This is a genomic window from Streptomyces sp. Xyl84 (assembly GCF_059731885.1).
The window spans coordinates 4661836-4685668 of the sequence record NZ_AP029182.1; the positions used below are offsets into that span (position 1 = coordinate 4661836).

Genomic DNA, 23833 nt, shown 5'->3' on the forward strand with positions numbered 1-23833 from the left:
TTTCGACGCAGTCCCGCGCCCCTGAGTGGGCGGGCTTCGCCCTGCCCCCTTTGTGGGGCGGCGTGGCGGGTGGGGGGTCGGTCGCCCCCCTGCGGCGGAGCCGCATTTCGACGCAGTCCCGCGTCTCCGGAGGCGGGCTTCGCCCTGTCCGGGCCTCCTTCACGTGACCAGCGTTACCGGCTCTCCTCTTTACTGGCCCCGTACTCGCCGGTACGTTTGTATGAGCAAGCGCTTAGACATTCGAGGTCGCGGAGGTGGGCGGCGTGCGCCGTACGGTGTTCAACGAGGATCACGAGGCGTTCCGGGAGACCCTTCGCGCCTTCATCGAGGCCGAGGTCGTACCCGTGTACGACGAGTGGTTCGCGGCCGGCCAGGCCCCGCGCGACTTCTACTACAAGCTTGGTGAGCTGGGCATCTTCGGCATCAACGTGCCCGAGGAGTTCGGCGGCGCCGGCCTGGACAGCCACAAGTTCGAGGCCGTCCTGTACGAGGAGACCGCCCGCGCGGGCGTCAGCTTCGGCGGCTCCGGCGTGCACGTGCTGCTCGCCCTGCCGTACATCAAGATGCTGGCCACCGACGAGCAGAAGAAGCGCTACCTGCCGAAGTTCGTCACCGGCGAGGAGATGTGGGCCATCGCGATGACGGAGCCGGGCACCGGTTCCGACCTCGCGGGCATGAAGTCCACCGCCAAGCTCTCCGAGGACGGCACGCACTACGTCCTCAACGGCGCCAAGACCTTCATCACCGGCGGCGTCCACGCCGACCGCGTCATCGTCTGCGCCCGCACCGCCGCGCCGACCGCCGAGGACCGCCGCCACGGCATCTCCCTGTTCGCCGTGGACACCAAGTCCGAGGGCTACTCCATCGGCCGCAAGCTCGACAAGCTGGGCCTGCGCACCTCCGACACCGCCGAGCTGGCCTTCGTCGACGTCAAGGTCCCGGTCGAGGACCTGCTCGGCGAGGAGAACAAGGGCTTCTCCTACCTCGGCCACAACCTCGCCTCCGAGCGCTGGGGCATCGCCTTCGGCGCCTACGCGCAGGCCAAGGCCGCCGTCCGGTTCGCCAAGCAGTACGTCCAGGAGCGCACCGTCTTCGGCAAGCCGGTCGCCCACTTCCAGAACACCAAGTTCGAGCTGGCCGCCTGCCAGGCCGAGGTCGACGCCGCCGAGGCCGTCGCCGACCGCGCCACCGAGGCCCTGGACGCCGGCGAGCTGACCCCCGCCGAGGCCGCCTCCGCCAAGCTGTTCTGCACCGAGGTCGCGCACCGCGTCATCGACCGCTGCCTCCAGCTGCACGGCGGCTACGGCTACATGAACGAGTACCCGATCGCCCGTCTGTACGCCGACAACCGTGTGAACCGCATCTACGGCGGCACCAGCGAGATCATGAAGACGATCATCGCCAAGAACATGGGCCTGTAGGACCCGTGAGCACGGCACTGGAGTCCCTGCTCGATCTGCTCGACCTGGAGCGGATCGAGCGGGACATCTTCCGCGGCCGGTCCCGCTCCGCCGTCGTCCCGCGCGTCTTCGGCGGGCAGGTCGCGGCGCAGGCGATGGTCGCCGCCGGGCGCACGGTCCCCGCCGACCGGCACGCGCACTCGCTGCACGCGTACTTCCTGCGCCCCGGCGACCCCGGCGCGCCCATCGTCTACACGGTGGACCGCATCCGCGACGGCCGCTCCTTCACCACCCGCCGGGTCGTCGCCGTCCAGCACGGGCAGCCGGTCTTCCACCTCTCGGCGTCCTTCCAGACGTACGAGGAGGGCCTGGACCACCAGGTGCCCATGCCGCCCGCGCCGGACCCGGAGACCCTGCCCACCTCCGCCGAACGGCTGCGCGGCTACGGCCACCTGGCGCCCGAGGTGGTCGAGCGGTTCCTGGAGACCCGCGAGGCCGTCGACCTGCGCTACGTCGGCGAGCCCCCGTACGGGGAGTTCGGCGCCCCCCGCGAGCCGCACTCCCAGGTCTGGTTCCGCACCAACGGCAAGCTCGACGGCGCCGTCGACGAGCCCCTCCTGCACGTCGTCCTCGCCACCTACGTCTCCGACATGACCCTGCTCGACTCGGTGCTGCTCGCGCACGGGCGCGGCGGCTGGGCGGTCGGGGACGTCGTCGGCGCCTCCCTGGACCACGCCATGTGGTTCCACCGGCCCTTCCGCGCCGACGAGTGGCTGCTGTACGACCAGGAGTCGCCCTCGGCGTCCGGCGGGCGCGGTCTCGGGCAGGCCCGCATCCACACGCGGGACGGCCGGCTGGCCGTCACGGTGATCCAGGAAGGCGTGGTCCGCGTTCCCCGGGAACACTGAGGGGCATGGCGGACACGGCAGGAGAGTCGACAGCACAGCGGTCAGGCGGCGGCGAGAGCACCTTCACGGTGATCGTCGCCGCCCTGGCCAACCTCGGCATCGCGCTGGCCAAGGCGGTGGCCGGGGTGATCAGCGGGTCCAGCGCGATGCTCTCGGAGGCCGCGCACTCGGTGGCCGACACGGTCACCGAGGTCCTGCTGCTCACCGCGCTCAAACGAAGCGAGCGCCCCGCCGACGAGGACCACCCGCTCGGCTACGGCCCCGAGCGCTACATCTGGGCGCTGCTCGCCGCCGTCGCCACCTTCGTCGGCGGCGCGGTCTTCTCCCTCTACGACGGCATCCACACCCTCCTGTCGGGGGAGGAACTCGGCGACCCGCTGGCGTCGTACATCGTGCTCGCCGTGGCCTTCCTGCTGGAGGGCTTCTCGCTGCGCACGGGGCTGCGCCAGGCCCGCGGTGAGGCCGCCCGCCTGAAGGTGCCCTTCCGCCGCTACTTCCGGCGGACCGCCGACACCGCCGTCAAGGCCGTGGTCATGGAGGACTCCGCCGCCCTGGTCGGCCTGCTGCTCGCCGCCGGCGGCCTGCTCGGCGGGCAGCTCACCGGGTCCGGCGTCTGGGACGGCATCGCCTCGCTGTGCATCGGCGCGCTGCTCCTGTACGTGGCCTGGGTGCTGGGCCGCTCGAACGTGGAACTGCTCATCGGCCGCCCGCTGCCCCGCGCCACCCGGGAGCGGATCCGGGCGGAACTGCTGGCGGTGGAGCACATCGAGGCCGTACTGGAGCTGACGACGCTCGTGCAGGGGCCCAGGGAGGCCCTGGTGGCGGCGAAGGTCGACTTCCGGGACGTGTCGAGCGCGGCCCAGATCGAGTGGGCCTGCGAGCAGGCCGAGCAGCGGCTGCGCGAGGCGCTCCCCGTCGTCAGCCGGGTCTACCTGGACCCGACGCCGGGATTCGCGCAGCGCCGCTCGGAGGGGCTCAACCCGTGGCCCTGAGGGGTGCCATGGGTCCGGGTGCGGTCAGGAGGACAGGCCCGCCCGGTCGAGCAGGTACGCGGTCATCGGGTCGTAGAAGCGGGGGCTGACCACGTGGTCGTCGAGGGGGACCGCCACCTGGAGGGTGCCCTCGGCCTCGGCGAGGAAGAGGGCCGGGTCGTTGCAGTCGGCGTAGCCCACGGAGTCCACGCCGAGCTGTCCGGCGCACCCCGCCCAGCCGTGGTCGGCGACGACGAGGTCGGGCAGCGGGCGGCCCGCGCTGTCCAGGCCGGTGAGGATGGCGCGCATCGGCTCGCCGGAGTGGGTGTGCCACAGCGTGGCGCCGTGTTCGAGGACCGCCACGTCCGCGAACTGCATGACGTACCCCTCGTCCGTCCGCAGTCCCTCCGGGATGACGACGATCTCGCAGCCGGCGGCGCGCAGCGCGGCGGCGGTCGCGCGGTGCACGTCCAGCAGGCCGCCGGGGTGGCCGGTGGCGAACAGCACCCGCTGCCTGCCCGCGGCCGCCTTGCGCAGCCGGCCGGCCAGCCGCTCCAGGCCGTCGACGGTCAGCTCCGGGTCGATGGTGTCCTGGCCCTGCCGGTACTCGGGGTCGTCGTTGACGCCGACCCGTTCGGCCATCACCGCGAGCACGTCCTGCTCGTCGCTCCAGCGGTCGCCGAGTTCCAGACCGAGCCAGAAGTTGCGGTCGCCGTTGGCCAGCTTGCGGTAGTGCGAGAGGTTGTTCTCGCGGGGCGTGGCGACGTCCCCGGCGATACGGGTCCTCACGAGGTGGTCGACGAGTTCGGCGCGGCTGGGTGTCCCGGGTATCGGCATGGCTCCCATTGTGGGGCAGCGCGCCGCGCGAGTCCGCCGCGAGCCACGGGCTGGGACGCGGGTCACCCGCCGTGTCGCAGCGCGAACCACAGTTCCATGCGGACGTCCGGGTCGTCGAGGTCGGCCGCCAGCAGGGCGGCGCAGCGGGCGATCCGCTGCCGCACGGTGTTGCGGTGCACGGCCAGCGCCACCGCGGTCCGGTCCCAGCTGCCGTGCAGGGAGAGCCAGGCGCGCAGGGTCTCGGTGAGCGCGGGGTACGCGGCGAGGGGGGCGAGGACGGCGCGGGCGTGGGCGGCGGCCTCCTCGGCCGGGACCAGGTCGCCGAGGCCGGGCCGGTCGCCGTGGCGGACCAGCGGGGCCCGGGTGGCGCGGGCGCGGGCCAGGGCGCGCGCCGCCTGCGTGTCGGCGGCCGGCCACTCCCGGGGTGGGACGGCCGCGCTGACCCCGAGGGTCCAGCCCGGCTGCCGTACCGCTTCCCGCTCGGCGGGCAGCAGCACCCGTACGGTCCCGGAACCGGCGGTCAGGTCGACCAGCGCCGAGCCCAGGGCGGCGCCCAGCGCGGAGGCGGCGACGGCGTCCGCCGGCCGGTGCTCGGGGCGCGCGTGCACGACGGTCCACGGCCCCTGTCCGAGCAGCGCTGCCACGTCCTCGGCGGACGCCCCCAGCAGCATCCGGACCAGCGCGGCGGAGCGGGCCGCCGAGGTGCCGCTCTGGTGCTCGCCGGTCAGCAGGGACAGCAGCACGGCGGCGACGGAGGCGATGGTGTGGTCCCCCGGCTCGCGCCGCGGGCAGGCCACTGCGAGGACGAAGCCCTGGCCGGCGCCGAGCGCGTAGGCGGCGAGGTGGCTGCCGGCGACGGTGTCGGCGGCCGAACTGGGCGCGTACGGCCCCCCGGCCCCCGCCCCCGCCCCCGCCCCCGCCCCGGGGCCCGGCGGTGCCCCTGCCCCCGTGCGTCCCCCGGGAACCGTCCGCCCCCCGGATCCCGGCCGCACCACCGCCGCCAGGCCGGCCAGGGCCGTTCCCACCTCCTGGGCGGGCTCCCGGCCCGCGGCGGCGACGCGGGTGCCGTCGGGGCCGTAGAGGACGGCCAGGCCGGTCAGCCGCTGGGCGAGCTGGCGCAGCACCGAGGGGACGGGGTCGGGGCGGGACGCGGCGGCGGCCAGGCTCTGCTGGGCCTCGGTGACCCGGCGCAGCTCGGCCGTCCGGGACTGGGCGACCAGTTGCCACACGGCCCGGGCGACCTTGGCGAACGTCGTCCGCGGCGGCACCTCCAGCAGCGGCAGCCCCCGGGCGTCGCAGGCGGCGGTCAGCGCGGGCGGGACCGTGTCGTGCAGGGGCGCCACACCGAATCCGAGGGCCGCGCCGCCCGCCGCGACGATCCGCGCGACGTAGTCGTCGAAGTAACCGGCCGGCGCGTTCGGCGGGATGTGCACGCCCGCCGTCAGCAGCAGCTCGCCGCCCAGCAGGTACGGGTAGGGGTCGGCCATCTCCGAGGCGTGCGCCCACTGGATGACGACGTCCGGGCCGGCGGGCCCGGCGAGCTGGCGCAGGGCGAGGTCGTCGCGGGCCATGAGCGCGGCCAGCGGGACCGGTGGGGTCGGCGGGACCACCCGGGCGACGGGGCCAGGCGGGGCAGGCGTGTCCGGCATGGTGTGCGTTTCCTCCATCCCCGCCCCCTCGAATGGATGAAAAGTACACTTCGCAGTCGCTTTCCGGCCACCTAATGTCGTTCCAGACCCGGCGGCCGCGGGTACGGGCGGATGTCCCCGCGTGCCACTGCCGGCGCCCCCTTTCCGGGGGACCCCAGGAAATCCACACGTCTCTGCACGACCCGCCACCGGACAGTGCGCGAAGGAGGGCCCCACATGGCCGTCGACTACACGGTGATCGTTCTCTATCTGGCCGGCATGCTGGCCATGGGCTGGTGGGGCATGCGCCGCGCCAAGTCCAAGAGCGAGTTCCTGGTGGCGGGCCGCCGCCTGGGGCCCGCGATGTACTCCGGCACCATGGCGGCGATCGTCCTCGGCGGCGCGTCCACCATCGGCGGTGTCGGCCTCGGCTACAAGTACGGCCTGTCCGGCGCGTGGATGGTCTTCACCATCGGCCTCGGCATCCTCGCCCTCTCCGTCTTCTTCTCCGCCCGCATCGCCCGGCTGAAGGTCTACACCGTCTCCGAGATGCTCGACCTGCGCTACGGCGGCAGGGCGGGCATCATCTCCGGCGTGGTCATGTGGGCGTACACCCTCATGCTCGCCGTGACCTCGACCATCGCCTACGCCACGATCTTCGACGTGCTGTTCGACCTGAACCGCACGGTCGCGATCGTCATCGGCGGTGCGATCGTCGTCGCGTACTCCACCCTCGGCGGCATGTGGTCCATCACGCTCACCGACATGGTGCAGTTCGTCGTCAAGACGATCGGCGTGCTGCTCCTGCTGCTGCCCATCGCCGTGGTCAAGGCGGGCGGCTTCGGCGCGATGCGGGCCAAGCTGCCGACCTCGTACTTCGACCCGCTGGGCATCGGCGGCGAGACGATCTTCACGTACGTGCTGATCTACACCTTCGGCATGCTCATCGGGCAGGACATCTGGCAGCGCGTGTTCACCGCCCGCAGCGACAGGGTCGCCCGCCACGGCGGCACCGTCGCCGGCACCTACTGCCTGGTCTACGCCCTGGCGGGCGCCGTCATCGGCACCGCCGCCAAGGTCCTCTACCCGCACCTGGGCAGCGCGGACGACGCGTTCGCCACCATCGTCAAGGACGAACTGCCCGTCGGCGTGCGCGGCCTGGTCCTGGCCGCCGCGCTGGCCGCCGTGATGTCGACCTCCTCCGGCGCGCTGATCGCCTGCGCCACCGTCGCCAACAACGACATCTGGTCCCGGCTGCGCGGCGCGGTGCGCCGCGGCGGCGAGGCGCAGGGCGACGGCCACGGCGAGGCGCACGACGAGGTCAAGGGCAACCGGGCCTTCATCCTCATCATGGGCGTCGGCGTCATCGGGACCGCGATCGCGCTGAACAACGTCGTCGAGGCGCTGACCGTGGCCTACAACCTGCTCGTCGGCGGCCTGCTGGTGCCGATCCTCGGCGGACTGCTGTGGAAGCGCGGCACCGCGCCCGGCGCCCTCGCCTCCGTGATCGTCGGCGGCCTCGCGGTCATCGGCCTGATGGCGGGCTTCGGCATCCTCGCCAACGAGCCCGTCTACTACGGCCTGCTGTCCTCCCTGGTCGCCTACGTCGCCGTGTCCCTGGCCACCCGGCCCACCGACGAGTCCGTCCTCGCCGTCTGGCGCGAACGCCTCGCCGGCCGCACCCCCGAACCCGCGTCCGAACCGGTCCCGGCGCACCCGTAGAGTCGCCAGGGAAGCAGTACATGCGCGACGAAGCGCAGGAAAGAAGGCATTTCATCATGAGCAGCACCGAGACGCCCCGCGGCCCCGTCGACTCCTCCCGCGTCCCGCGCTACGCCGGTCCCGCCACCTTCGCCCGGCTGCCCCGCCTCGACGAGGTCGGCCGCGCCGACGTCGCCGTCGTGGGCGTGCCGTTCGACTCCGGCGTCTCCTACCGGCCGGGCGCCCGCTTCGGCGGCAACGCCATCCGCGAGGCGTCCCGGCTGCTGCGCCCCTACAACCCCGCGCAGGACGCCTCCCCGTTCGCCCTCGCCCAGGTCGCCGACGGCGGCGACATCGCGGTCAACCCGTTCCACATCAACGAGGCCGTCGACACGATCGAGGCCGCCGCGGACGACCTCCTCGGCACCGGCGCCCGCCTGATGACCCTCGGCGGCGACCACACCATCGCCCTGCCGCTGCTCAGGTCCGTCGCCAAGAAGCACGGCCCGGTCGCCCTGCTCCACTTCGACGCCCACCTCGACACCTGGGACACCTACTTCGGCGCCGAGTACACCCACGGCACCCCCTTCCGGCGCGCCGTCGAGGAGGGCATCCTCGACACCTCCGCCCTCTCCCACGTCGGCACCCGCGGCCCGCTGTACGGCAAGCAGGACCTCACCGACGACGAGAAGATGGGCTTCGGCATCGTCACCTCCGCGGACGTCTACCGCCGCGGCGCCGACGAGGTGGCCGACCAGCTGCGCCAGCGCATCGGCGACCGCCCGCTGTACATCTCCATCGACATCGACTGCCTCGACCCGGCTCACGCCCCCGGCACCGGCACCCCCGAGGCGGGCGGCATGACCTCCCGCGAACTGCTGGAGATCCTGCGCGGTCTGGCCTCCTGCAACCTGGTCTCCGCCGACGTCGTCGAGGTCGCCCCCGCCTACGACCACGCCGAGATCACCTCGGTCGCCGCCTCCCACACGGCGTACGAACTGACCACCATCATGAGCCGCCAGATCGCGGCGGCCCGCACCGCATGACGCGCTGAGGAGACCGAGCCCAAGTGACGCACGACCACGACCTGGTACTCCGCCCGACGCCCGCCCAGACGGAGGCCGCCCTGAACCCTCCCCCCGGCCGCAACGGCGGAGACCTGGTCGTGGAGACCCTGGCCGGGCTCGGCGCGACCACCGTCTTCGGCCTGCCCGGCCAGCACGCCCTCGGCGTGTTCGACGCGCTGCGCCGCTCCGACCTGCGCTACGTCGGCCTGCGGGTGGAGAACAACGCGGGCTTCGCCGCCGATGCCTACGGCCGTGTCACCGGCGAGGCCGCCCCGCTGCTCCTGTCGACCGGCCCGGGAGCCCTCACCTCCCTGGCCGCCCTCCAGGAGGCGGCGGCGGCCTCCGCGCCCGTCCTCGCGATCAGCAGCCAGGTCCCCACCGCCGGGCTCGGCGGCGGCCGCCACGGCTACCTGCACGAACTGCCCGACCAGGCGGCGTCGTTCCGGGGCGTGGTGAAGTCCGTGCACACGGTCCGCACCCCCTCCCAGATCCCGTCCGCGATCGCCGCGGCCTGGCAGTCGGCGCTCACCGCCCCGCACGGCCCGGTCTGGGTGGAGATCCCGCAGGACGTACTGCTGGCACAGACCTCCCTGCCGGTGGTGACCGCGATGGACGCGACCCCGCAGGACCTGGTGCCGCGCCCCGAACTCACCGCCGTCGCCGCCCACTTGCTGTCCACGGCGGTCCGCCCGGCGATCATCGCGGGCGGCGGCGTGGTCCGCGCGGACGCCTCCGGGAAGCTGCGGGCGCTGGCGGAGAGGCTGGACGCCCCCGTCGTCACCACCTTCGGCGGCAAGGGCGTCTTCCCCTGGAACCACCCGCTCTCCCTCCAGTCGTGGCTGGAGGACCGGCACACCACCGACTTCCTGGAGGACGCCGACGTCCTGCTCGTCGTCGGCTCCGGCCTCGGTGAACTCTCCTCGAACTACCACACGTTCGCCCCGCGCGGCCGGGTGATCCAGATCGAGGCCGACCCCGGCAAGCTGGAGGCCAACCACCCCGCCCTCGGCATCCACGCCGACGCCCGGCTCGCCCTCCAGGCCCTCCTGGAGACGGTGGACGAGCGGCGGGACGACACCGCGGCCGGCCGCGTACGGGACCTGCTGGCCAAGGTCCGCGACCGCATCGCCGCCCAGGACCTCACCCTGGAGCAGGACGTCCTGGCGTCGGTGCGCCGCGCCCTGCCCGCCGGATCGCCGTCCTTCTGGGACATGACGATCCTGGCGTACTGGGCCTGGTCGGCCTTCGACGCCCAGGCCCCCAACACCATGCACTCCGCCCAGGGCGCCGGCGGCCTCGGCTACGGCTTCCCGGCGGCGCTCGGCGCGGCGGTGGCCGACCCGACCCGGCCGGTGCTCGCGGTGTCCGGCGACGGCGGCGCCCTGTACTCGATCGCCGAACTGGCCACGGCCCGCCAGTACGGCCTGGACGTCACCTGGCTCATCGTCGACGACGGCGGCTACGGCATCCTGCGCGAGTACATGACCGACGCCTTCGGCCGGGCCACGGCCACGGAACTCACCCGCCCCGACTACGTGGCCCTGGCCGAGTCCTTCGGCGTCCCCGGTGTCCGTACGTCCCCCGGCACGCTGGAGGCCGACCTGGCACGGGCGCTGGCGACACCCGGCCCGTCGGTGGTGGTCCTCCCGGCGGTGCTGCGGATGTTCGCGCCCACGCACCTGGACTGACCGCCCACCGCAGTCAGCCGGGCCGGGAAACACCGTGGTCCCGGCCCTGCCCCGGCTCCCGCGCGCTCTCCCACTCCTCCGCCTCGGACCGCGGCACGTCGGCGAACCCGCCGGCGTCTGCGTCAACTCCTCGTCCAGGCGGGGGAGCACGGCCCCCCAGGCGTCCGCGACCGCGGCGGCCCGCGCGGCCGCCGGCGCCGAGACGTCCGCCGGCCCTCCCTCACCCCTCCACGAGCCGCCCGTACTTCTCCGCGTACGCGGCGCGCTGTTCGGCGTAGCCGGCCGCGAAGGCGCGCTGTTCGGCAGGGCTCATGTTGTCGGCCAGGACACGCCGGGGCGGCAGGAGGTCCGGTACGTCCCGGAAGACCTCCGCGGCCGCGTCCCAGTGGCCGCCCCCGCGGCACTTGGCCGCCAGGACGTGAACCGACAGCGCCGCCAGCTCCTTGTCCAGGAAGTGCAGCGGCCTCTGCTTCACCTCGAGGTCGTCCCGCCGCGGGGCCGGCCCCGCCTTCCCGGCCAGCAGGCGTATCGTCCACAGCGCCGCGAGCAGGCGTCCGGACAAGTGGTGCTCGTTCGGCTTCTGTTCTGCCACGCGCTCTTCCTACCCACCGCGGTGACGCTCACCCGGCGCCGGCGGGAGGCGTGATCCGGTCACCCGTGCGGAAGTTGCCGCGTTCGTACAACCATTCCCGCGAATCCGTGCGTCCACTGGGTATGACTCACTGGATATCACGACGCGTCAGGGTGCTCGCGGCGATCGGCGCGGGCGCCGGGATGCTCGTTCCCTGCGTGGCCGCCGCGACGCCCGCGGCGGCCGCCGCACCGAAGGTCAGCTGCACCTCCGGCAGGGCGGGCCTGGCCGCCAAGCTGCAGAAGGACATCACCGCCGCCATGGCGGGCCGCAAGGGCTCCATCGCCGTCGGCGTACGCGACCGCGGCACCAACACCACCTGCACCTTCCGGGAGTCGAGCGCCTACGACTCGGCGAGCGTCGTCAAGGTGACCGTCCTCGCCACGCTGCTGTGGGACGCGAAGAAGACGAACCGGACCCTCACCGACCGCGAGGCCTCCCTCGCCAAGGCGATGATCACCCAGTCCGACAACGACTCCACGTCCGCCCTGTGGAAGCAGCTCGGCGTGACCAAGGTCAAGGGCTTCCTGAGCGCCGCCGGCATGACCCAGACCAAGCCGGGCGCCGACGGCTACTGGGGCCTGACCCAGATCACCGTGCGCGACGAGCAGAAGCTGCTCGCCCTCGTCACGGGGAAGAACTCCGTCCTGAGCGACAACTCCCGCGCCTACATCCTCAAGCTGATGGGCCAGGTCGTCTCCTCCCAGCGCTGGGGCACCCCCGCCGGCGCGCCCTCCAACGTCGCCTGGCACGTCAAGAACGGCTGGCTGCAGCGCGCCACCCACGGCTGGCGGGTGCACAGCGTCGGCACCTTCAACGGCGGCGGCCACGACTACACCATCACGGTGCTCACCCAGGACAACAGCACCATGGACTACGGCGTCACCACCATCCAGAACATCGCCCGGGCCGTCCACAAGGACCTCGCCCCCACCGCGCGGTGGGTCAAGCGCGTGGAGCCCGCGCCCCGGCCCACGGAGGCGACCGTCCCGGTGCCGCCGACCGGCTGACGCTTCACGGCGCGGTGGCCCGCCCGTCACCCGGGAGCCCTACGGTGACGGTCATGCGTCTGAGAACCGTACTCGCGACCGTCACCGCCGGACTGGCGGCGGCCACCTGCCTGGCCGCCGGTCCGGCCGCCGCCTCGCCCGCCCCCGTGGTCCGGGACCACGCCTGCTCCCCGTCCGTCTCCCTGGACCGCTTCACCGACGCGCTCGACAAGACGACCTACCAGGGCTCCTACGCCGGCAACTTCTCCGCGCTCGCGCGCGACCGGCACGGCGACCTGGCCGCGCTCTCCGACCGCTCCGAGCTGTTCACCCTGGACCGGCGCACGCTGAAGCCGACGGGCGTGGTCCGGCTCGCCGACGAGAGCGGCGCGCCCCTCGACTCCGAGGGCCTGGCCGTCGACCGGGACGGCACCCGCCTGGTCACCTCGGAGACCGAGCCGTCCGTACGCCGCTACTCCCGCGACGGCCGCGTCCTGGACCGGCTGCCGGTGCCCGCCGCGCTGCGCGTGGCCCCCGCCGGCCGGGCCACCGCCAACCAGACCTTCGAGGGCCTGACCCTGCTGCCCGGCGGCCGCACCCTGCTCGCCTCCATGGAGTACGCGCTCAGCGGTGACGACGCCCGCACCGTCCGCTTCCAGACCTGGCGGCGCACCGGCGACGGCCCCTTCCGGCTCGCCGCGCAGTACGCCTACCGCACCGACGACGCGAGCCTCGGCGTCCCGGAGGTCCAGGCCGTCCCCGACGGCCGGCTGCTCGTCCTGGAGCGCGGCTTCACCGCCGGCGTGGGCAACACCGTCCGCCTCTACCTCGCCGACCCGCGCGGCGCCACCGACACCACCGGCACCGAGAAGCTGACCGGGCAGCCCGGAGTACGCCTGATCAGGAAGACCCTCCTCACCGACATCGCCTCCTGCCCCACCCTCGGCGCCACCGCCAGGCAGCCGCAGCCCAACCCGCTCCTGGACAACATCGAGGGCATGACCGTCACCGGCCACGACACCCGGGGCAGCCTCCGCGTCCTCCTGGTCAGCGACGACAACGCGAACCCGGCGCAGACGACCCGCTTCTACTCCCTGCGCGTCCGGCTGTGACCGCCCGCTGACCGCCCGCCGGCGGCTTCCGACCGCCCGTCGGCCCGAACACGCAGTGTCCCCGCCGCGCCGCCGAATGTTGCGGAGGGATGAAATCCGCCGCCGTCCTTGTTGGTGCCTTCCGGAAGATCAGGCCGTCAGGGAGGCATCGACGTGGCAGCGCAACCGGGGGAGACACGAGGGTGGGTGCGCAGGCTCGCCTCGTACGCGTGGCGCCACCCCAGGGACGTCGTCCTCGCTCTCGGCTCCTCCCTCGCCGGGATGGCGGTCATGGCCGTCGTCCCGCTGATCACCAAGGTCATCATCGACGACGTGATCGGTGACCACAGCCGCGCCATGGCCCCCTGGGCGGGCGCCCTGATCGGCGCCGCGCTCCTCGTGTACGCCGCCACCTACGTCCGCCGCTACTACGGCGGCCGGCTCGCGCTCGACGTCCAGCACGACCTGCGCACCGAGATGTACGGGTCGATCACCGAGCTGGACGGCCGCCGCCAGGACGACCTGTCCACCGGACAGGTCATCGGCCGCGCCACCAGCGACCTCCAGCTCATCCAGGGCCTGCTCTTCATGCTGCCGATGACCATCGGCAACATCCTGCTCTTCGTGATCTCCCTGGTGATCATGGCCTGGCTGTCGCTGCCGCTGACCCTGGTCGCCCTGGCCGTCGCCCCCGCGCTCGGCTGGATCGCCAGACGCAGCCGCAGCCGACTGCACCCCGCCACCTGGTACGCACAGGCCCAGGCGGCGGCCGTCGCCGGTGTGGTGGACGGCGCGGTCAGCGGCGTGCGCGTGGTGAAGGGCTTCGGGCAGGAGGAGCAGGAGACCGCCAAGCTGCGCGCGGTCGGCCGCCGGCTGTTCGCGGGGCGGCTGCGCACGATCCGGCTGAACGCGAAGTTCACCCCGGCCCTCCAGTCGGTCCCCGCGCTCGGCCAGGTCGCCATGCTGGCGCTCGGCGGCTGGCTGGCCGTGAAGGGGCACATCACCCTCGGCACGTTCGTCGCCTTCTCCACCTACCTCGCCCAGCTCGTCGGCCCGGTCCGCATGCTCGCGGTGGTCCTCACGGTCGGCCAGCAGGCCCGCGCCGGCACCGAACGCGTCCTGGAACTGATCGACACCGAGCCGACGCTCACCGAGGGCACCAGGGAACTGCCGGCCGACGCCCCCGCCACCGTCGAGTTCGACGACGTGTCCTTCGGCTACACCGACGGCCGCCCCGTCCTCAAGGGCCTGTCCTTCGAGATCCGCCCCGGCGAGACCCTCGCCGTCGTCGGCTCCTCCGGCTCCGGCAAGTCCACCGTCTCCCTGCTCCTGCCGCGCTTCTACGACGTCACGCACGGCGCCGTCCTGATCGGCGGCCACGACGTGCGCGAGCTGACGCTCGACTCGCTCAGGGCCGCGATCGGCCTGGTCCCCGAGGACTCCTTCCTCTTCTCCGACACCGTCCGCGCCAACATCGCCTACGGCCGCCCCGACGCCACCGACGAGGAGATCACCGCCGCCGCGCGCGCCGCCCAGGCGGACCGCTTCATCGCCGAGCTGCCCGACGGCTACGACACCAAGGTCGGCGAGCAGGGCCTGACCCTCTCCGGCGGCCAGCGCCAGCGCGTCGCCCTGGCCCGCGCCATCCTCACCGACCCGCGCCTGCTCGTCCTGGACGACGCCACCTCCGCCGTCGACGCCCGCGTCGAGCATGAGATCCACGAGGCGCTCGGCCAGGTCATGCGGGGCCGCACCACCCTGCTCATCGCGCACCGCCGCTCCACCCTCGGCCTCGCCGACCGCATCGCCGTCCTCGACGGCGGCCGGCTCGCCGACATCGGCACCCACGACGAACTCCAGGAACGCTGCGCGCTCTACCGGCGCCTGCTCACCGACCCCGACGAACTCGGCGGCGTCTCCCCGGGCCACGCCCTGCCCGCAGCTCCCCCGGAGGACACCTCGGTCCGCGAGGAACTGGACGCCGAGTTCGACGCCGAGCGGGGCATCACCCCGGCCCTGTGGGCGGGCGAGCGCGAGCCGCGCGACGCGGCGACGGCCGGCATGCCCGCCACCCCGGAGCTGCTCGCCCAGGTGGAGGCCCTGCCGCCGGCCACCGACACCCCGGACGTCGACGAGGCCCGCGCCGTGCGCCCCGAGGCCTCCTACGGCCTGCGCCGCCTGCTGCACGGCTTCGGGCTGCCCCTGCTGGCCAGCCTCGGCCTCGTCGCCGTGGACGCCGGGATGGGCCTGCTGCTGCCCGTCCTGATCCGGCACGGCATCGACCAGGGCGTCACCCGGATGGCGCTCGGCGCCGTCTGGACCGCCTCCCTGCTCGGCCTGCTCGCGGTGCTCGTGCAGTGGGCGGCGCAGACCGGCGAGACCCGGATGACCGGCCGCACCGGCGAGCGCGTCCTGTACACGCTGCGCCTGAAGATCTTCGCCCAGCTCCAGCGGCTCGGCCTCGACTACTACGAGCGCGAGCTGACCGGCCGGATCATGACGCGGATGACGACGGACGTCGACGCCCTGTCGACGTTCCTGCAGACCGGCCTCGTCACGGCCTTCGTCTCCGTGGTCACCTTCTTCGGGATCATGGTCGCCCTGCTGGTGATCGACGTCGAACTGGCGCTGGTCGTCTTCGCGACCCTGCCCCCGCTGATCGTCGCCACGTTCTTCTTCCGCCGGGCCAGCGTCAAGGCCTACCAGCTCGCCCGCGAGCGGGTCTCGGTGGTCAACGCCGACCTCCAGGAGTCGGTGGCCGGGCTGCGCATCGTGCAGGCGTTCCGGCGCGAGGAGGACGGCGCACGGCGGTTCACCGAGCGCAGCGACAGCTACCGCCGGGCCCGCATACGCGGCCAGTGGCTGATCTCCGTCTACTTCCCCTTCGTCCAGCTCCTGTCCTCGGTCGCGGCGGCCTCCGTGCTGATCGCGGGCGCGGGCCGGGTGGAGGCGGCGACGCTGACCACGGGCGCCCTGGTGGCGTACCTGCTCTACATCGACCTGTTCTTCGCGCCCGTCCAGCAGCTCTCCCAGGTCTTCGACGGCTACCAGCAGGCCACGGTCTCCCTCGGCCGGATCCAGGAACTGCTCCAGGAGCCGGCGTCCACCGAGCCCGCCGCCGAGCCCCGCGAGGTGCCCGCGCTGCGCGGCGAGATCGCCTTCGAGGACGTGCGCTTCGCCTACGGCGACGAGGAGGAGGCCCTGACCGGGATCGACCTGCGCATCCCCGCCGGACAGACCGTCGCGTTCGTCGGCGAGACCGGCGCGGGCAAGTCGACCCTGGTCAAGCTGGTCGCCCGGTTCTACGACCCGACCGGCGGCCGGGTCACCGTCGACGGCACCGACCTGCGCGAGCTGGACATCACGGCCTACCGCCACCGGCTCGGCGTCGTCCCGCAGGAGGCGTACCTCTTCCCGGGCACCGTCCGCGACGCCATCGCCTACGGACGGCCGGACGCGACCGACGCCGAGGTGGAGGCCGCGGCCCGCGCGGTCGGCGCGCACGAGATGATCGCCACCCTGGAGGGCGGCTACCTGCACGAGGTCGCCGAGCGCGGCCGCAACCTGTCGGCCGGGCAGCGCCAGCTCATCGCGCTGGCCCGCGCCGAACTCGTCGACCCGGACGTCCTGCTGCTCGACGAGGCCACCGCCGCCCTGGACCTGGCCACCGAGGCCCAGGTGAACCAGGCCACCGACCGGCTGGCGGGCCGCCGCACCACGCTCGTGGTCGCCCACCGGCTGACCACGGCCGCCCGCGCGGACCGCGTGGTCGTCATGGACCACGGCCGCGTCGTCGAGGACGGCACGCACGACGAACTCCTGGCCCGCGACGGCCGGTACGCGAGCCTGTGGCGCACCTTCATCGGTGCGGGCGAGCCCGAGCAGCCCGTCAGCGCGTCCCGGTGAGGCGGCGGGGGCGACCATCCGGGGTACCGGTGAGGCGGCGGGGGCAACCATCCGGGGTACGTTCGGCGTCCGTACACCTGTACGTCGATGTGCCTGCCGCAAGGGGAGGGGTGACCGTGGACCGCGCTGCGCTGCGCCGCCGGCTGGCCCTCGGCCTGGCCGTGCTGACCGGATCCGGGCTGCTGTCGCTGGCGATGCCCGGCGCCGCCCAGGCGGCCTCGTCCTCGTGCCGGGGCCGCGAGGTCCGCACGCTGTCGTTCGCCACCGGCTCCGTGCACGTCTACAAGCGCGACGGCTACGTCTGCGCGGTCACGGTCGCCGACCGCCCCGGCCGCGTGCAGACGATGTCGGTGACCGTGCAGGCGCGCGGCAACCGCCCGGTCACCGACAAGGGCCGCTACTCCTACCGGGCCGGCCCGGTCACCGTGCACGCCGGACACCGCTGCGTGCGCGTCGGCGGCTCGGTCGGCTCCCGGTCGGCCGGCAGCGGCTGGATCCTGTGCTGACGGCTGACGGCTGACGGCTGACGGCTGACGGCTGACGGCTGACGGCTGACGGGCTGCCCCCGCCCCGCCGAGCCGACGACGGCCCCGGCAAGGCCGATTCGCCGACTCCCCTGGTGTGCACCCGAGTTGCTCCGATAGCTTCCGGCGCACATCTGTCTCACAGGGGAGTGTGCATGCGCAAGGCGCTCAGATGGCTGCTGGCGCTGGTGGTGCTCGTCGGCACCGCCAGTACGGCCGGGGCGGCCACCGCCGCCCAGACCCGGGCCACCGGCACCGACATCAAGGACCGGCTGCTGTCCATACCGGGCATGAGCCTGATCGAGGAGAAGCCCTACTCCGGCTACCGCTTCTTCGTCCTGAACTACACCCAGCCGGTCGACCACCGGCACCCGTCCAAGGGCACCTTCCAGCAGCGGATCACCGTGCTCCACAAGGGAGTCGACCGCCCCACGGTGTTCTACACCGGCGGCTACAACGTCTCCACCACCCCGAGCCGCCGTGAGCCGACCCAGATCGTGGACGGCAACCAGGTCTCCCTGGAGTACCGCTTCTTCACCCCGTCCCGGCCCGCACCGGCCGACTGGTCCAAGCTCGACATCTGGCAGGCGGCCAGCGACCAGCACCGTCTGTTCACGGCCCTCAAGCAGGTCTACTCGCACCGCTGGATCGCCACCGGCGGCTCCAAGGGCGGCATGACGGCCACCTACTACGAGCGGTTCTACCCGCGCGACATGGACGGCGTCGTCGCCTACGTCGCCCCCAACGACGTCGTCAACGACGAGGACTCCGCCTACGACCGCTTCTTCGAGACCGTCGGCACCAAGGAGTGCCGCGACCGGCTCGGCGCCGTACAGCGCGAGGCACTGGTGCGCCGCGAGCCGCTGGAGGAGAAGTACGCCCAGTACGCCGCGGACAACCACTACAGCTTCACCACCATCGGCAGCCTGGACCGGGCCTACGAGGCGGTCGTCCTCGACTACGTGTGGGGCTTTTGGCAGTACAGCCTGCTGAAGGACTGCGACACGATCCCCGCCGACGCCCGCATCGCCACCGACCAGCAGATCTGGGACTCGGTCGACACCATCTCCGGCTTCTCCGCCTACACCGACCAGGGCCTGGAGACCTACACGCCGTACTACTACCAGGCGGGCACGCAGCTGGGCGCGCCCACGATCCGCTTCCCGCACATCGAGAAGAAGCTGATCCGCTACGGCTACCAGCCGCCGCGCAACTTCGTGCCCCGCTCCATCCCGATGCGCTTCGAGCCGTGGGCCATGCGTGACGTCGACACCTGGGTGCGCCACCACGCGGACCGGATGATGTTCGTCTACGGACAGAACGACCCCTGGGGCTCGGAGCGGTTCCGCCTCGGCCACGGCGCCCGGGACTCGTACGTCTTCACGGCACCGGGCATGAACCACGGCGCGAACGTCGCGGGCCTCGTGCCCGAGCAGAAGGCGCTCGCCACCGCCAGGATCCTCGACTGGGCGGGCGTGGCCCCCGCCGAGGTGCGGGAGAACCCGTCGGCGGCCCGGCCGCTGGCCCGCCCCGACGCGAAGCTGGACGTGCGGGACGTGGAACGCGAGCCCGCGCTCAGGCCGTAGGAGCCCCACCCGGCACCCACGGTGAACCGCGCCCGGGGACACGCTCCCCGGGCGCGGCCCGCCGGCCGGTCAGTACGACAGGCCGTACCCGATGGGGTACAGCACCCGCGAGGGGTCGTCCGCCCGCTGCACCGGCACCGGCAGCTTCCCGCGCGGCCGCACCCGGCCGGCGATGACGCGGGCGGCGGCGCGCAGTTCCACGTCGGTCCAGGAGTACGACGCCAGGTACGCCGGTACGGACGGGAGCTGGGCGACGTCGTAGGGGTTGCGGACGGCGAGGGCGACCACCGGGCGCCCGGTCGCCGTCAGCCGCTCCACCAGCGTGCGCTGCGCGCTGCCCGCCGTGACGTTGTACGTCGCGACGACCACCGCGTCCGCGTCGCCTGCCGCCGCGACCGCCCGGTCGATGACGGCCGCCGAGGGGGCGGTGCCGGTGGACAAGGCGGTGGCCGTGAAGCCCAGTTCGGTGAGGGCGGCGGCGAGCACCCCGGTGGGCGGCCCCGTGGTGCCCGACGGCGAGGCCGGGTCGGCGCCCACCACGAGGAGGGTGCGGTGGCTGCGGCGCGACAGCGGCAGCAGCCGGCCCTCGTTGACCAGCAGGGTCGTCGTCCGCTCGGCGATGCGGTCGGCCTCCGCCAGGTGCTCGGGGGTGCCGACCCGGTGCGCCACCTGGCGCTCGGAGACGTACGGGTCCTCGAACAGGCCCCGGCGGGCCTTCATCCGCAGAATGCGCAGGATCGATTCATCGAGCCGGGCCTCGGTCAGCTCGCCGCCGCGCACGGCGTCCAGGACCGCGTGCCAGGCGACGTCCAGGTCGGGCGGGTTGAGCAGCTGGTCCACGCCCGCTTTCAGCGCGAGCACCGGCACCCGGTCGTCGCCGTACTTGGTGCGCACCCCTTGCATGCCGAGCGAGTCGGTGATCACCACCCCGTCGTAGCCCAGCTCGCCGCGCAGGATGCCGGTGAGGATCGGGTGGGACAGCGTGGCCGGGTCGCCGGAGTCGTCGAGCGCCGGGAACTGGATGTGCGCCGTCATGATCGAGTCGATCCCGGCCCTGATCGCCGCCCGGAACGGAACGGCGTCCAGCTTCTCCCACACCTCCCGGCTGTGCGTGATGACCGGGAAGCCGTAGTGGCTGTCCACCGCGGTGTCGCCGTGCCCGGGGAAGTGCTTGGCCGTCGCCGCGACCCGCGCGCCCTGATAGCCCCTCACCTCGGCCGCCACCAGCCGGGCCACCGCGTCGGGGTCGGCGCCGAAGGAGCGGACGCCGATGACCGGGTTGGCCGGGTTGACGTTCACGTCGGCGTCGGGGGAGTAGTCCTGGTTGATGCCCATCGCGCGCAGCTCGGTGCCCGAGATCTGGCCGAGGGCGCGGGCGTCGGGGACGGAACCGGAGGCACCGACGGCCATCGCGCCCGGGAAGAGCGTGGCGGGCTTGCCGACCCGGCAGACGATGCCGTGCTCCTGGTCGGTGGCGACCAGCACGGGCAGGCCGCGCGGCTGCTGGAGCGAGGCCCGCTGGATGCCGTTGGACAGGGCGGCGATCTGCTGCGGGTCGCGGGTGTTGTGGGCCCAGGTGAAGTAGATGATGCCGCCGACGCGGTACTTCGCGACCAGCTCGGCGGCGGTGCGGACGCCGATCTCCGCGAGGTTGGCGTCGATGTCGGCCTGGTCGGGGTCGGTGGCCGAGTGGCCGTAGACCCGCATCACGAACAGCTGCCCGACCTTCTCCTCGAGCGTCATCCGCGAGAGAAGGGCGCGCAGCCGCCCCTCGTCGGGACGGGCGGCGGCCTCGGCCGTGCCGGCGCCGGCACCGACGGCGAGGGCGGCCGTGAGGGTGGCGGTGGCGGCGAGGACGCCGCGTCTGGAGGGGCGGGGGGAGGAGGGGGTGGAGGGGCGTGTGGTGTCGTGCACGTGCGCTCCTTCCGGAGGGGTTCCACTGAAGGAAACTTCCGAGGAGTCACCAATATCCGGGAAGTTTCTGCCAGTCAAGGGAACGCACGCACCGGACCGACGGACGCGGCGGCCACCCCCACGACCCGCCGACCGGGGCCACCGTGCCCCGCGGCGGCCCGCGCAGGGCGCACGCGGCCGTGCGCGGCGACGGACCGCGTACGGCTCGTTCCGTACGTCTCACCCGGCCGTCCGCGGCGTGTGCGCCGATGCGGCCGGCCAGTGTGTGCGCAGCGTGCGCACCGTCTCGGCGATGGCCGGCCGACGGGCCGCCCCCGCCCGCCACAGCGCGTACAGGTGCCGTACGGGCACCGGATCCAGCGGGACCTCGACCACCCCCTCGGGCAGCGGCCCGCGGCCCAGGCGCGGGATCAGCGCCACGCCGAGACCGGCGGCGACCAGCGCGACCAGCGTCGGGTTCTCGTCGGCCTGGTGGACGACGTCCGGCTCATGGCCGGCGGCGCGCAGGGTGCGCAGCAGCCAGTCGTGGCAGACCCGCCCCGGCGGCTGGCAGATCCACCGTTCGCCGCCCAGCTCGGAGCGCCGCACCGCGGCCCGCCCGGCGAACGGGTGCCCGGCCGGCACCAGCAGGTCGCACAGGTCGTCGCCGATGGCCGCCTGTTCCACCCCGGCCGGCGCGGGCAGCGGCGCGATGTCCCAGTCGTGCGCGACCGCGAGGTCGACGGCGCCCTTGGCGACCAGGTCCACCGACAGGTGCGGGTCGACCTCGCTGAGCCGGGCGTCCAGTGCGGGGTGACGCCGGGCCAGGTCGGCCAGCACGCCCGGCAGCAGCCCGCGTGCCGCCGAGGCGAACGCGGCGACGGTCAGCCGTCCGGCGGGCACCCCGCGCCGCTCCTCCAGCTCGGTCTCCGCTCGCTCCACGATCGCCAGCAACTCCTGTGCGGTCGCCACGAGTTGGTGTGCCTCGTCGGTGAGCCGCACCCCGCGTCCCGCGCGCTCCAGGAGGACGGTCCTGGTCTCCCGTTCCAGCTTGGCGATCTGCTGGGACACCGCCGACGAGGTGTAGCCGAGCGCGGTGGCCGCCGCGCCGACGGTGCCGTGCACGGAGACGGCGTGCAGGGCGCGCAGCCGCTGCAGATCGAGCACGGTTCCTCCAGGGGCGGGGCGGGCGAGGCAGGAACGATTAGCGTTGCTGCATCCGACAGTGCAGCAATCATCGCTGGTGCTACACGGTTGGAGCGAGTGATCCTCGACGCATGCGACCCACCCATGTCCTGATCGCCGTCCTCGTCGCCGCCGTCTGGGGCGTCAACTTCACCGTCATCGAGGTCGGCCTCGGTCACTTCCCGCCGCTGCTCTTCTCCGCCCTGCGCTTCCTGGCCGCCGCGCTGCCCGCCGTCCTCCTCGTGGGCCGGCCCAAGGTGGCCTGGAAGTGGATCGTGGCGGTGGGACTGGTCCTCGGGGTCGCCAAGTTCGGCTTGCTGTTCGTGGGCATGGACCACGGGATGCCGGCCGGGCTGTCCTCCCTGGTGCTCCAGATCCAGGCGGTGTTCACGGCCTTGTTCGCCTTCGCGGCCCTCGGTGAACGCCTCACCCGGCTGCGGCTGGCGGGCATGGGCGTGGCGCTCGCCGGGATCGCCGTCGCCGCCGCGGACGAGGGCACCACGGGCCCGCTCGGCGCCTTCGCGCTGGTCGTCGTCGCGGCGGCCTGCTGGGGCGTGTCCAACGTCCTGACCCGCAAGGCGGCCCCGCCGGACGCCCTGAACTTCATGGTCTGGGTCAGCACCGTCCCGGTCCTGCCGCTCCTCGCCCTGTCCCTGCTGACCGAAGGCCCCTCCCGGGACCTGGCCGCGCTGCGCGGCCTCGACTGGCAGGGCGCGGGCACGGTCCTCTACGTCGCCTGGGTCACCACGGTCTTCGGCTTCGGCGCCTGGGGCTGGCTGCTGCGCCGCCACCCCGCCTCCACCGTGGCGCCCTTCTCCCTGCTGGTCCCGGTCTTCGGCATGTCGGCGGCGGCGCTCTTCCTGCACGAGTCGGTGACCGGGCTGCGCTGGTGCGCGGGGGCGCTGCTGGTGGGCGGGGTGGCGCTGACGTCACTGGCCCCGGCGAGGACCGGGGCGAAGACCCGCGCCGGGGCCCCGGCGGCGAGCCCGGCGCACACCCCCGTACGCGACCGGGTCGCAGTGCCCGCCCGGCGGCCGGACTGAATCCGGCCGCCCGGTCCCCGGCGGCGGCCCGGCCGAAACGGGGTCGACGCGGCCGGGGCCGTACGTCAGACTCCCGGCGTGACGATCACCATGGAGGGGCCCGTCCTGGAGGGCGGCCTCGTACGTCTGGAACCGCTGGCACACCGGCACGCCGCCGACCTCGCGGTGGCGGCGGAGGAGGACCGGGACTCGTACGCCTACACGTGGGTGCCCCGGGCCGGTGAGACCGAGGCCTACGTCGACGCCCAGCTCGCCCGCGCGGCCACCGGCCGCCTCGCCCCCTACGCCCAGATCTCCCTCGCCACCGGACGGGCGGTCGGCGCCACCTCGTACTGGGAGCCGCGCTCCTGGCGCGCGGAGGACCGGCTGGACGCCGTCGAGGTGGGCTTCACCTGGCTGGCCCGGTCCGCCCAGGGCACCGGCATCAACGCCGAGGCCAAGTACCTGCTCTTCCGGCACGCCTTCGAGGTGTGGCAGGTCTCCCGCGTCGACCTGAAGACCGACGCCCGCAACAGCCGCTCACGCGCCGCGATCGAGAGCGTCGGCGCCCGTTTCGAGGGCATCCTGCGCAACTGGTCCCGCTCCTGGGCGCCGGGTGAGGACGGCCGGCTGCGGGACTCCGCGATCTACTCGATCACGGCCGAGGAGTGGCCCGAGCGCCGCCCGGCGCTGGAGGCACGGGTGCGCAGGGCGGCCGGGCGGGGAGACCGGCAGGGGCCGGGGGCCTGAACGGACAGGCCAGGCAGGCCGGCCCGGCCCGGCAGGTCAGGCAGGCCGGGTGGCCC

The 23833-nt window shown here is 73.6% G+C and carries 18 protein-coding genes; 13 read left to right on the plus strand and 5 right to left on the minus strand.

The annotated features are described in order from the left end of the window. Positions 1-263: 263 nt before the first annotated feature. The 3 genes from AC6I72_RS20285 to AC6I72_RS20295 are packed head-to-tail and all read left to right on the plus strand — an operon-like array spanning position 264 to position 3300. Positions 264-1421: an acyl-CoA dehydrogenase family protein gene (locus AC6I72_RS20285; RefSeq protein WP_037853353.1), complete on the plus strand. Its 1158-nt coding sequence runs from the start codon at positions 264-266 to the stop codon at positions 1419-1421. A 5-nt stretch (positions 1422-1426) separates the two neighbouring features. Next, the gene (locus tag AC6I72_RS20290; RefSeq protein WP_037853064.1) at positions 1427-2308 is read left to right on the plus strand and encodes an acyl-CoA thioesterase; all 882 of its coding nucleotides are present in this window, start codon (positions 1427-1429) and stop codon (positions 2306-2308) included. A 5-nt stretch (positions 2309-2313) separates the two neighbouring features. Further along, positions 2314-3300 (plus strand): cation diffusion facilitator family transporter, encoded by a 987-nt coding sequence (locus AC6I72_RS20295; RefSeq protein WP_498002497.1) that lies wholly within the window; start codon positions 2314-2316, stop codon positions 3298-3300. Between the two features lie 24 nt (positions 3301-3324). Here AC6I72_RS20295 and AC6I72_RS20300 read toward each other — a convergent pair whose 3' ends face one another. Continuing rightward, positions 3325-4116: a phosphatase gene (locus AC6I72_RS20300; RefSeq protein WP_498002499.1), complete on the minus strand. Its 792-nt coding sequence runs from the start codon at positions 4114-4116 to the stop codon at positions 3325-3327. 62 nt (positions 4117-4178) lie between these two features. After that, complete coding sequence (locus tag AC6I72_RS20305; RefSeq protein ID WP_498002500.1) at positions 4179-5765, minus strand: PucR family transcriptional regulator; 1587 nt, start codon at positions 5763-5765, stop codon at positions 4179-4181. Between the two features lie 216 nt (positions 5766-5981). On the opposite strand from AC6I72_RS20305, the gene AC6I72_RS20310 reads away from it, so the two are divergent. The 3 genes from AC6I72_RS20310 to AC6I72_RS20320 are packed head-to-tail and all read left to right on the plus strand — an operon-like array spanning position 5982 to position 10200. Continuing rightward, complete coding sequence (locus tag AC6I72_RS20310; protein ID WP_498002501.1) at positions 5982-7466, plus strand: sodium:solute symporter family protein; 1485 nt, start codon at positions 5982-5984, stop codon at positions 7464-7466. 56 nt (positions 7467-7522) lie between these two features. After that, the gene (speB, locus tag AC6I72_RS20315) at positions 7523-8491 is read left to right on the plus strand and encodes an agmatinase (protein WP_498002502.1); all 969 of its coding nucleotides are present in this window, start codon (positions 7523-7525) and stop codon (positions 8489-8491) included. Positions 8492-8514: 23 nt separating this feature from the next. After that, positions 8515-10200 (plus strand): thiamine pyrophosphate-binding protein, encoded by a 1686-nt coding sequence (locus tag AC6I72_RS20320; protein ID WP_498002503.1) that lies wholly within the window; start codon positions 8515-8517, stop codon positions 10198-10200. A 220-nt stretch (positions 10201-10420) separates the two neighbouring features. Here AC6I72_RS20320 and AC6I72_RS20325 read toward each other — a convergent pair whose 3' ends face one another. Then, positions 10421-10792, minus strand: a complete 372-nt coding sequence (locus AC6I72_RS20325) for a hypothetical protein (RefSeq protein WP_498002505.1) — start codon at positions 10790-10792, stop codon at positions 10421-10423. Between the two features lie 122 nt (positions 10793-10914). Here AC6I72_RS20325 and AC6I72_RS20330 point away from each other — a divergent pair, with 122 nt between their 5' ends. The 5 genes from AC6I72_RS20330 to AC6I72_RS20350 all read left to right on the plus strand — a co-directional run bounded on the left by AC6I72_RS20330 (position 10915) and on the right by AC6I72_RS20350 (position 18927). After that, a complete protein-coding gene (locus AC6I72_RS20330) occupies positions 10915-11841 on the plus strand; it encodes a serine hydrolase (RefSeq protein ID WP_498002507.1) in 927 nt (308 codons plus the stop codon). Between the two features lie 53 nt (positions 11842-11894). Beyond that, the gene (locus AC6I72_RS20335) at positions 11895-12932 is read left to right on the plus strand and encodes an esterase-like activity of phytase family protein (RefSeq protein WP_498002508.1); all 1038 of its coding nucleotides are present in this window, start codon (positions 11895-11897) and stop codon (positions 12930-12932) included. Between the two features lie 153 nt (positions 12933-13085). Further along, positions 13086-16817: an ABC transporter ATP-binding protein gene (locus AC6I72_RS20340; protein WP_498002510.1), complete on the plus strand. Its 3732-nt coding sequence runs from the start codon at positions 13086-13088 to the stop codon at positions 16815-16817. 116 nt (positions 16818-16933) lie between these two features. Further along, a complete protein-coding gene (locus AC6I72_RS20345; protein ID WP_498002512.1) occupies positions 16934-17323 on the plus strand; it encodes a hypothetical protein in 390 nt (129 codons plus the stop codon). A 173-nt stretch (positions 17324-17496) separates the two neighbouring features. Then, positions 17497-18927 (plus strand): S28 family serine protease, encoded by a 1431-nt coding sequence (locus AC6I72_RS20350; RefSeq protein WP_498002514.1) that lies wholly within the window; start codon positions 17497-17499, stop codon positions 18925-18927. A 69-nt stretch (positions 18928-18996) separates the two neighbouring features. Here the strand turns inward: AC6I72_RS20350 and AC6I72_RS20355 are convergent, their stop codons facing one another. Both AC6I72_RS20355 and AC6I72_RS20360 read right to left on the minus strand, forming a co-directional pair. Further along, on the minus strand, positions 18997-20841 hold the full coding sequence (locus tag AC6I72_RS20355) for a glycoside hydrolase family 3 protein (protein ID WP_498002516.1): 1845 nt from the start codon (positions 20839-20841) through the stop codon (positions 18997-18999). Between the two features lie 219 nt (positions 20842-21060). After that, on the minus strand, positions 21061-21987 hold the full coding sequence (locus AC6I72_RS20360; RefSeq protein ID WP_498002518.1) for a LysR family transcriptional regulator: 927 nt from the start codon (positions 21985-21987) through the stop codon (positions 21061-21063). A gap of 110 nt (positions 21988-22097) precedes the next feature. On the opposite strand from AC6I72_RS20360, the gene AC6I72_RS20365 reads away from it, so the two are divergent. Then, entirely contained in the window at positions 22098-23048 is a 951-nt protein-coding gene (locus AC6I72_RS20365; protein WP_498002520.1) for an EamA family transporter, read from the plus strand. Between the two features lie 90 nt (positions 23049-23138). Further along, positions 23139-23777, plus strand: a complete 639-nt coding sequence (locus tag AC6I72_RS20370) for a GNAT family N-acetyltransferase (protein ID WP_498004753.1) — start codon at positions 23139-23141, stop codon at positions 23775-23777. Positions 23778-23833: the final 56 nt, after the last annotated feature.

Coding starts and splice junctions, on each gene's coding strand:
- AC6I72_RS20295 (WP_498002497.1), top strand. CDS start 2,314: ATGGCGGACACGGCAGGAGAGTCGACAGCACAGCGGTCAGGCGGCGGC.
- AC6I72_RS20300 (WP_498002499.1), bottom strand. CDS start 4,116: ATGCCGATACCCGGGACACCCAGCCGCGCCGAACTCGTCGACCACCTC.
- AC6I72_RS20305 (WP_498002500.1), bottom strand. CDS start 5,765: ATGCCGGACACGCCTGCCCCGCCTGGCCCCGTCGCCCGGGTGGTCCCG.
- AC6I72_RS20310 (WP_498002501.1), top strand. CDS start 5,982: ATGGCCGTCGACTACACGGTGATCGTTCTCTATCTGGCCGGCATGCTG.
- speB (WP_498002502.1), top strand. CDS start 7,523: ATGAGCAGCACCGAGACGCCCCGCGGCCCCGTCGACTCCTCCCGCGTC.
- AC6I72_RS20330 (WP_498002507.1), top strand. CDS start 10,915: ATGACTCACTGGATATCACGACGCGTCAGGGTGCTCGCGGCGATCGGC.
- AC6I72_RS20335 (WP_498002508.1), top strand. CDS start 11,895: ATGCGTCTGAGAACCGTACTCGCGACCGTCACCGCCGGACTGGCGGCG.
- AC6I72_RS20350 (WP_498002514.1), top strand. CDS start 17,497: ATGCGCAAGGCGCTCAGATGGCTGCTGGCGCTGGTGGTGCTCGTCGGC.
- AC6I72_RS20365 (WP_498002520.1), top strand. CDS start 22,098: ATGCGACCCACCCATGTCCTGATCGCCGTCCTCGTCGCCGCCGTCTGG.
- AC6I72_RS20370 (WP_498004753.1), top strand. CDS start 23,139: ATGGAGGGGCCCGTCCTGGAGGGCGGCCTCGTACGTCTGGAACCGCTG.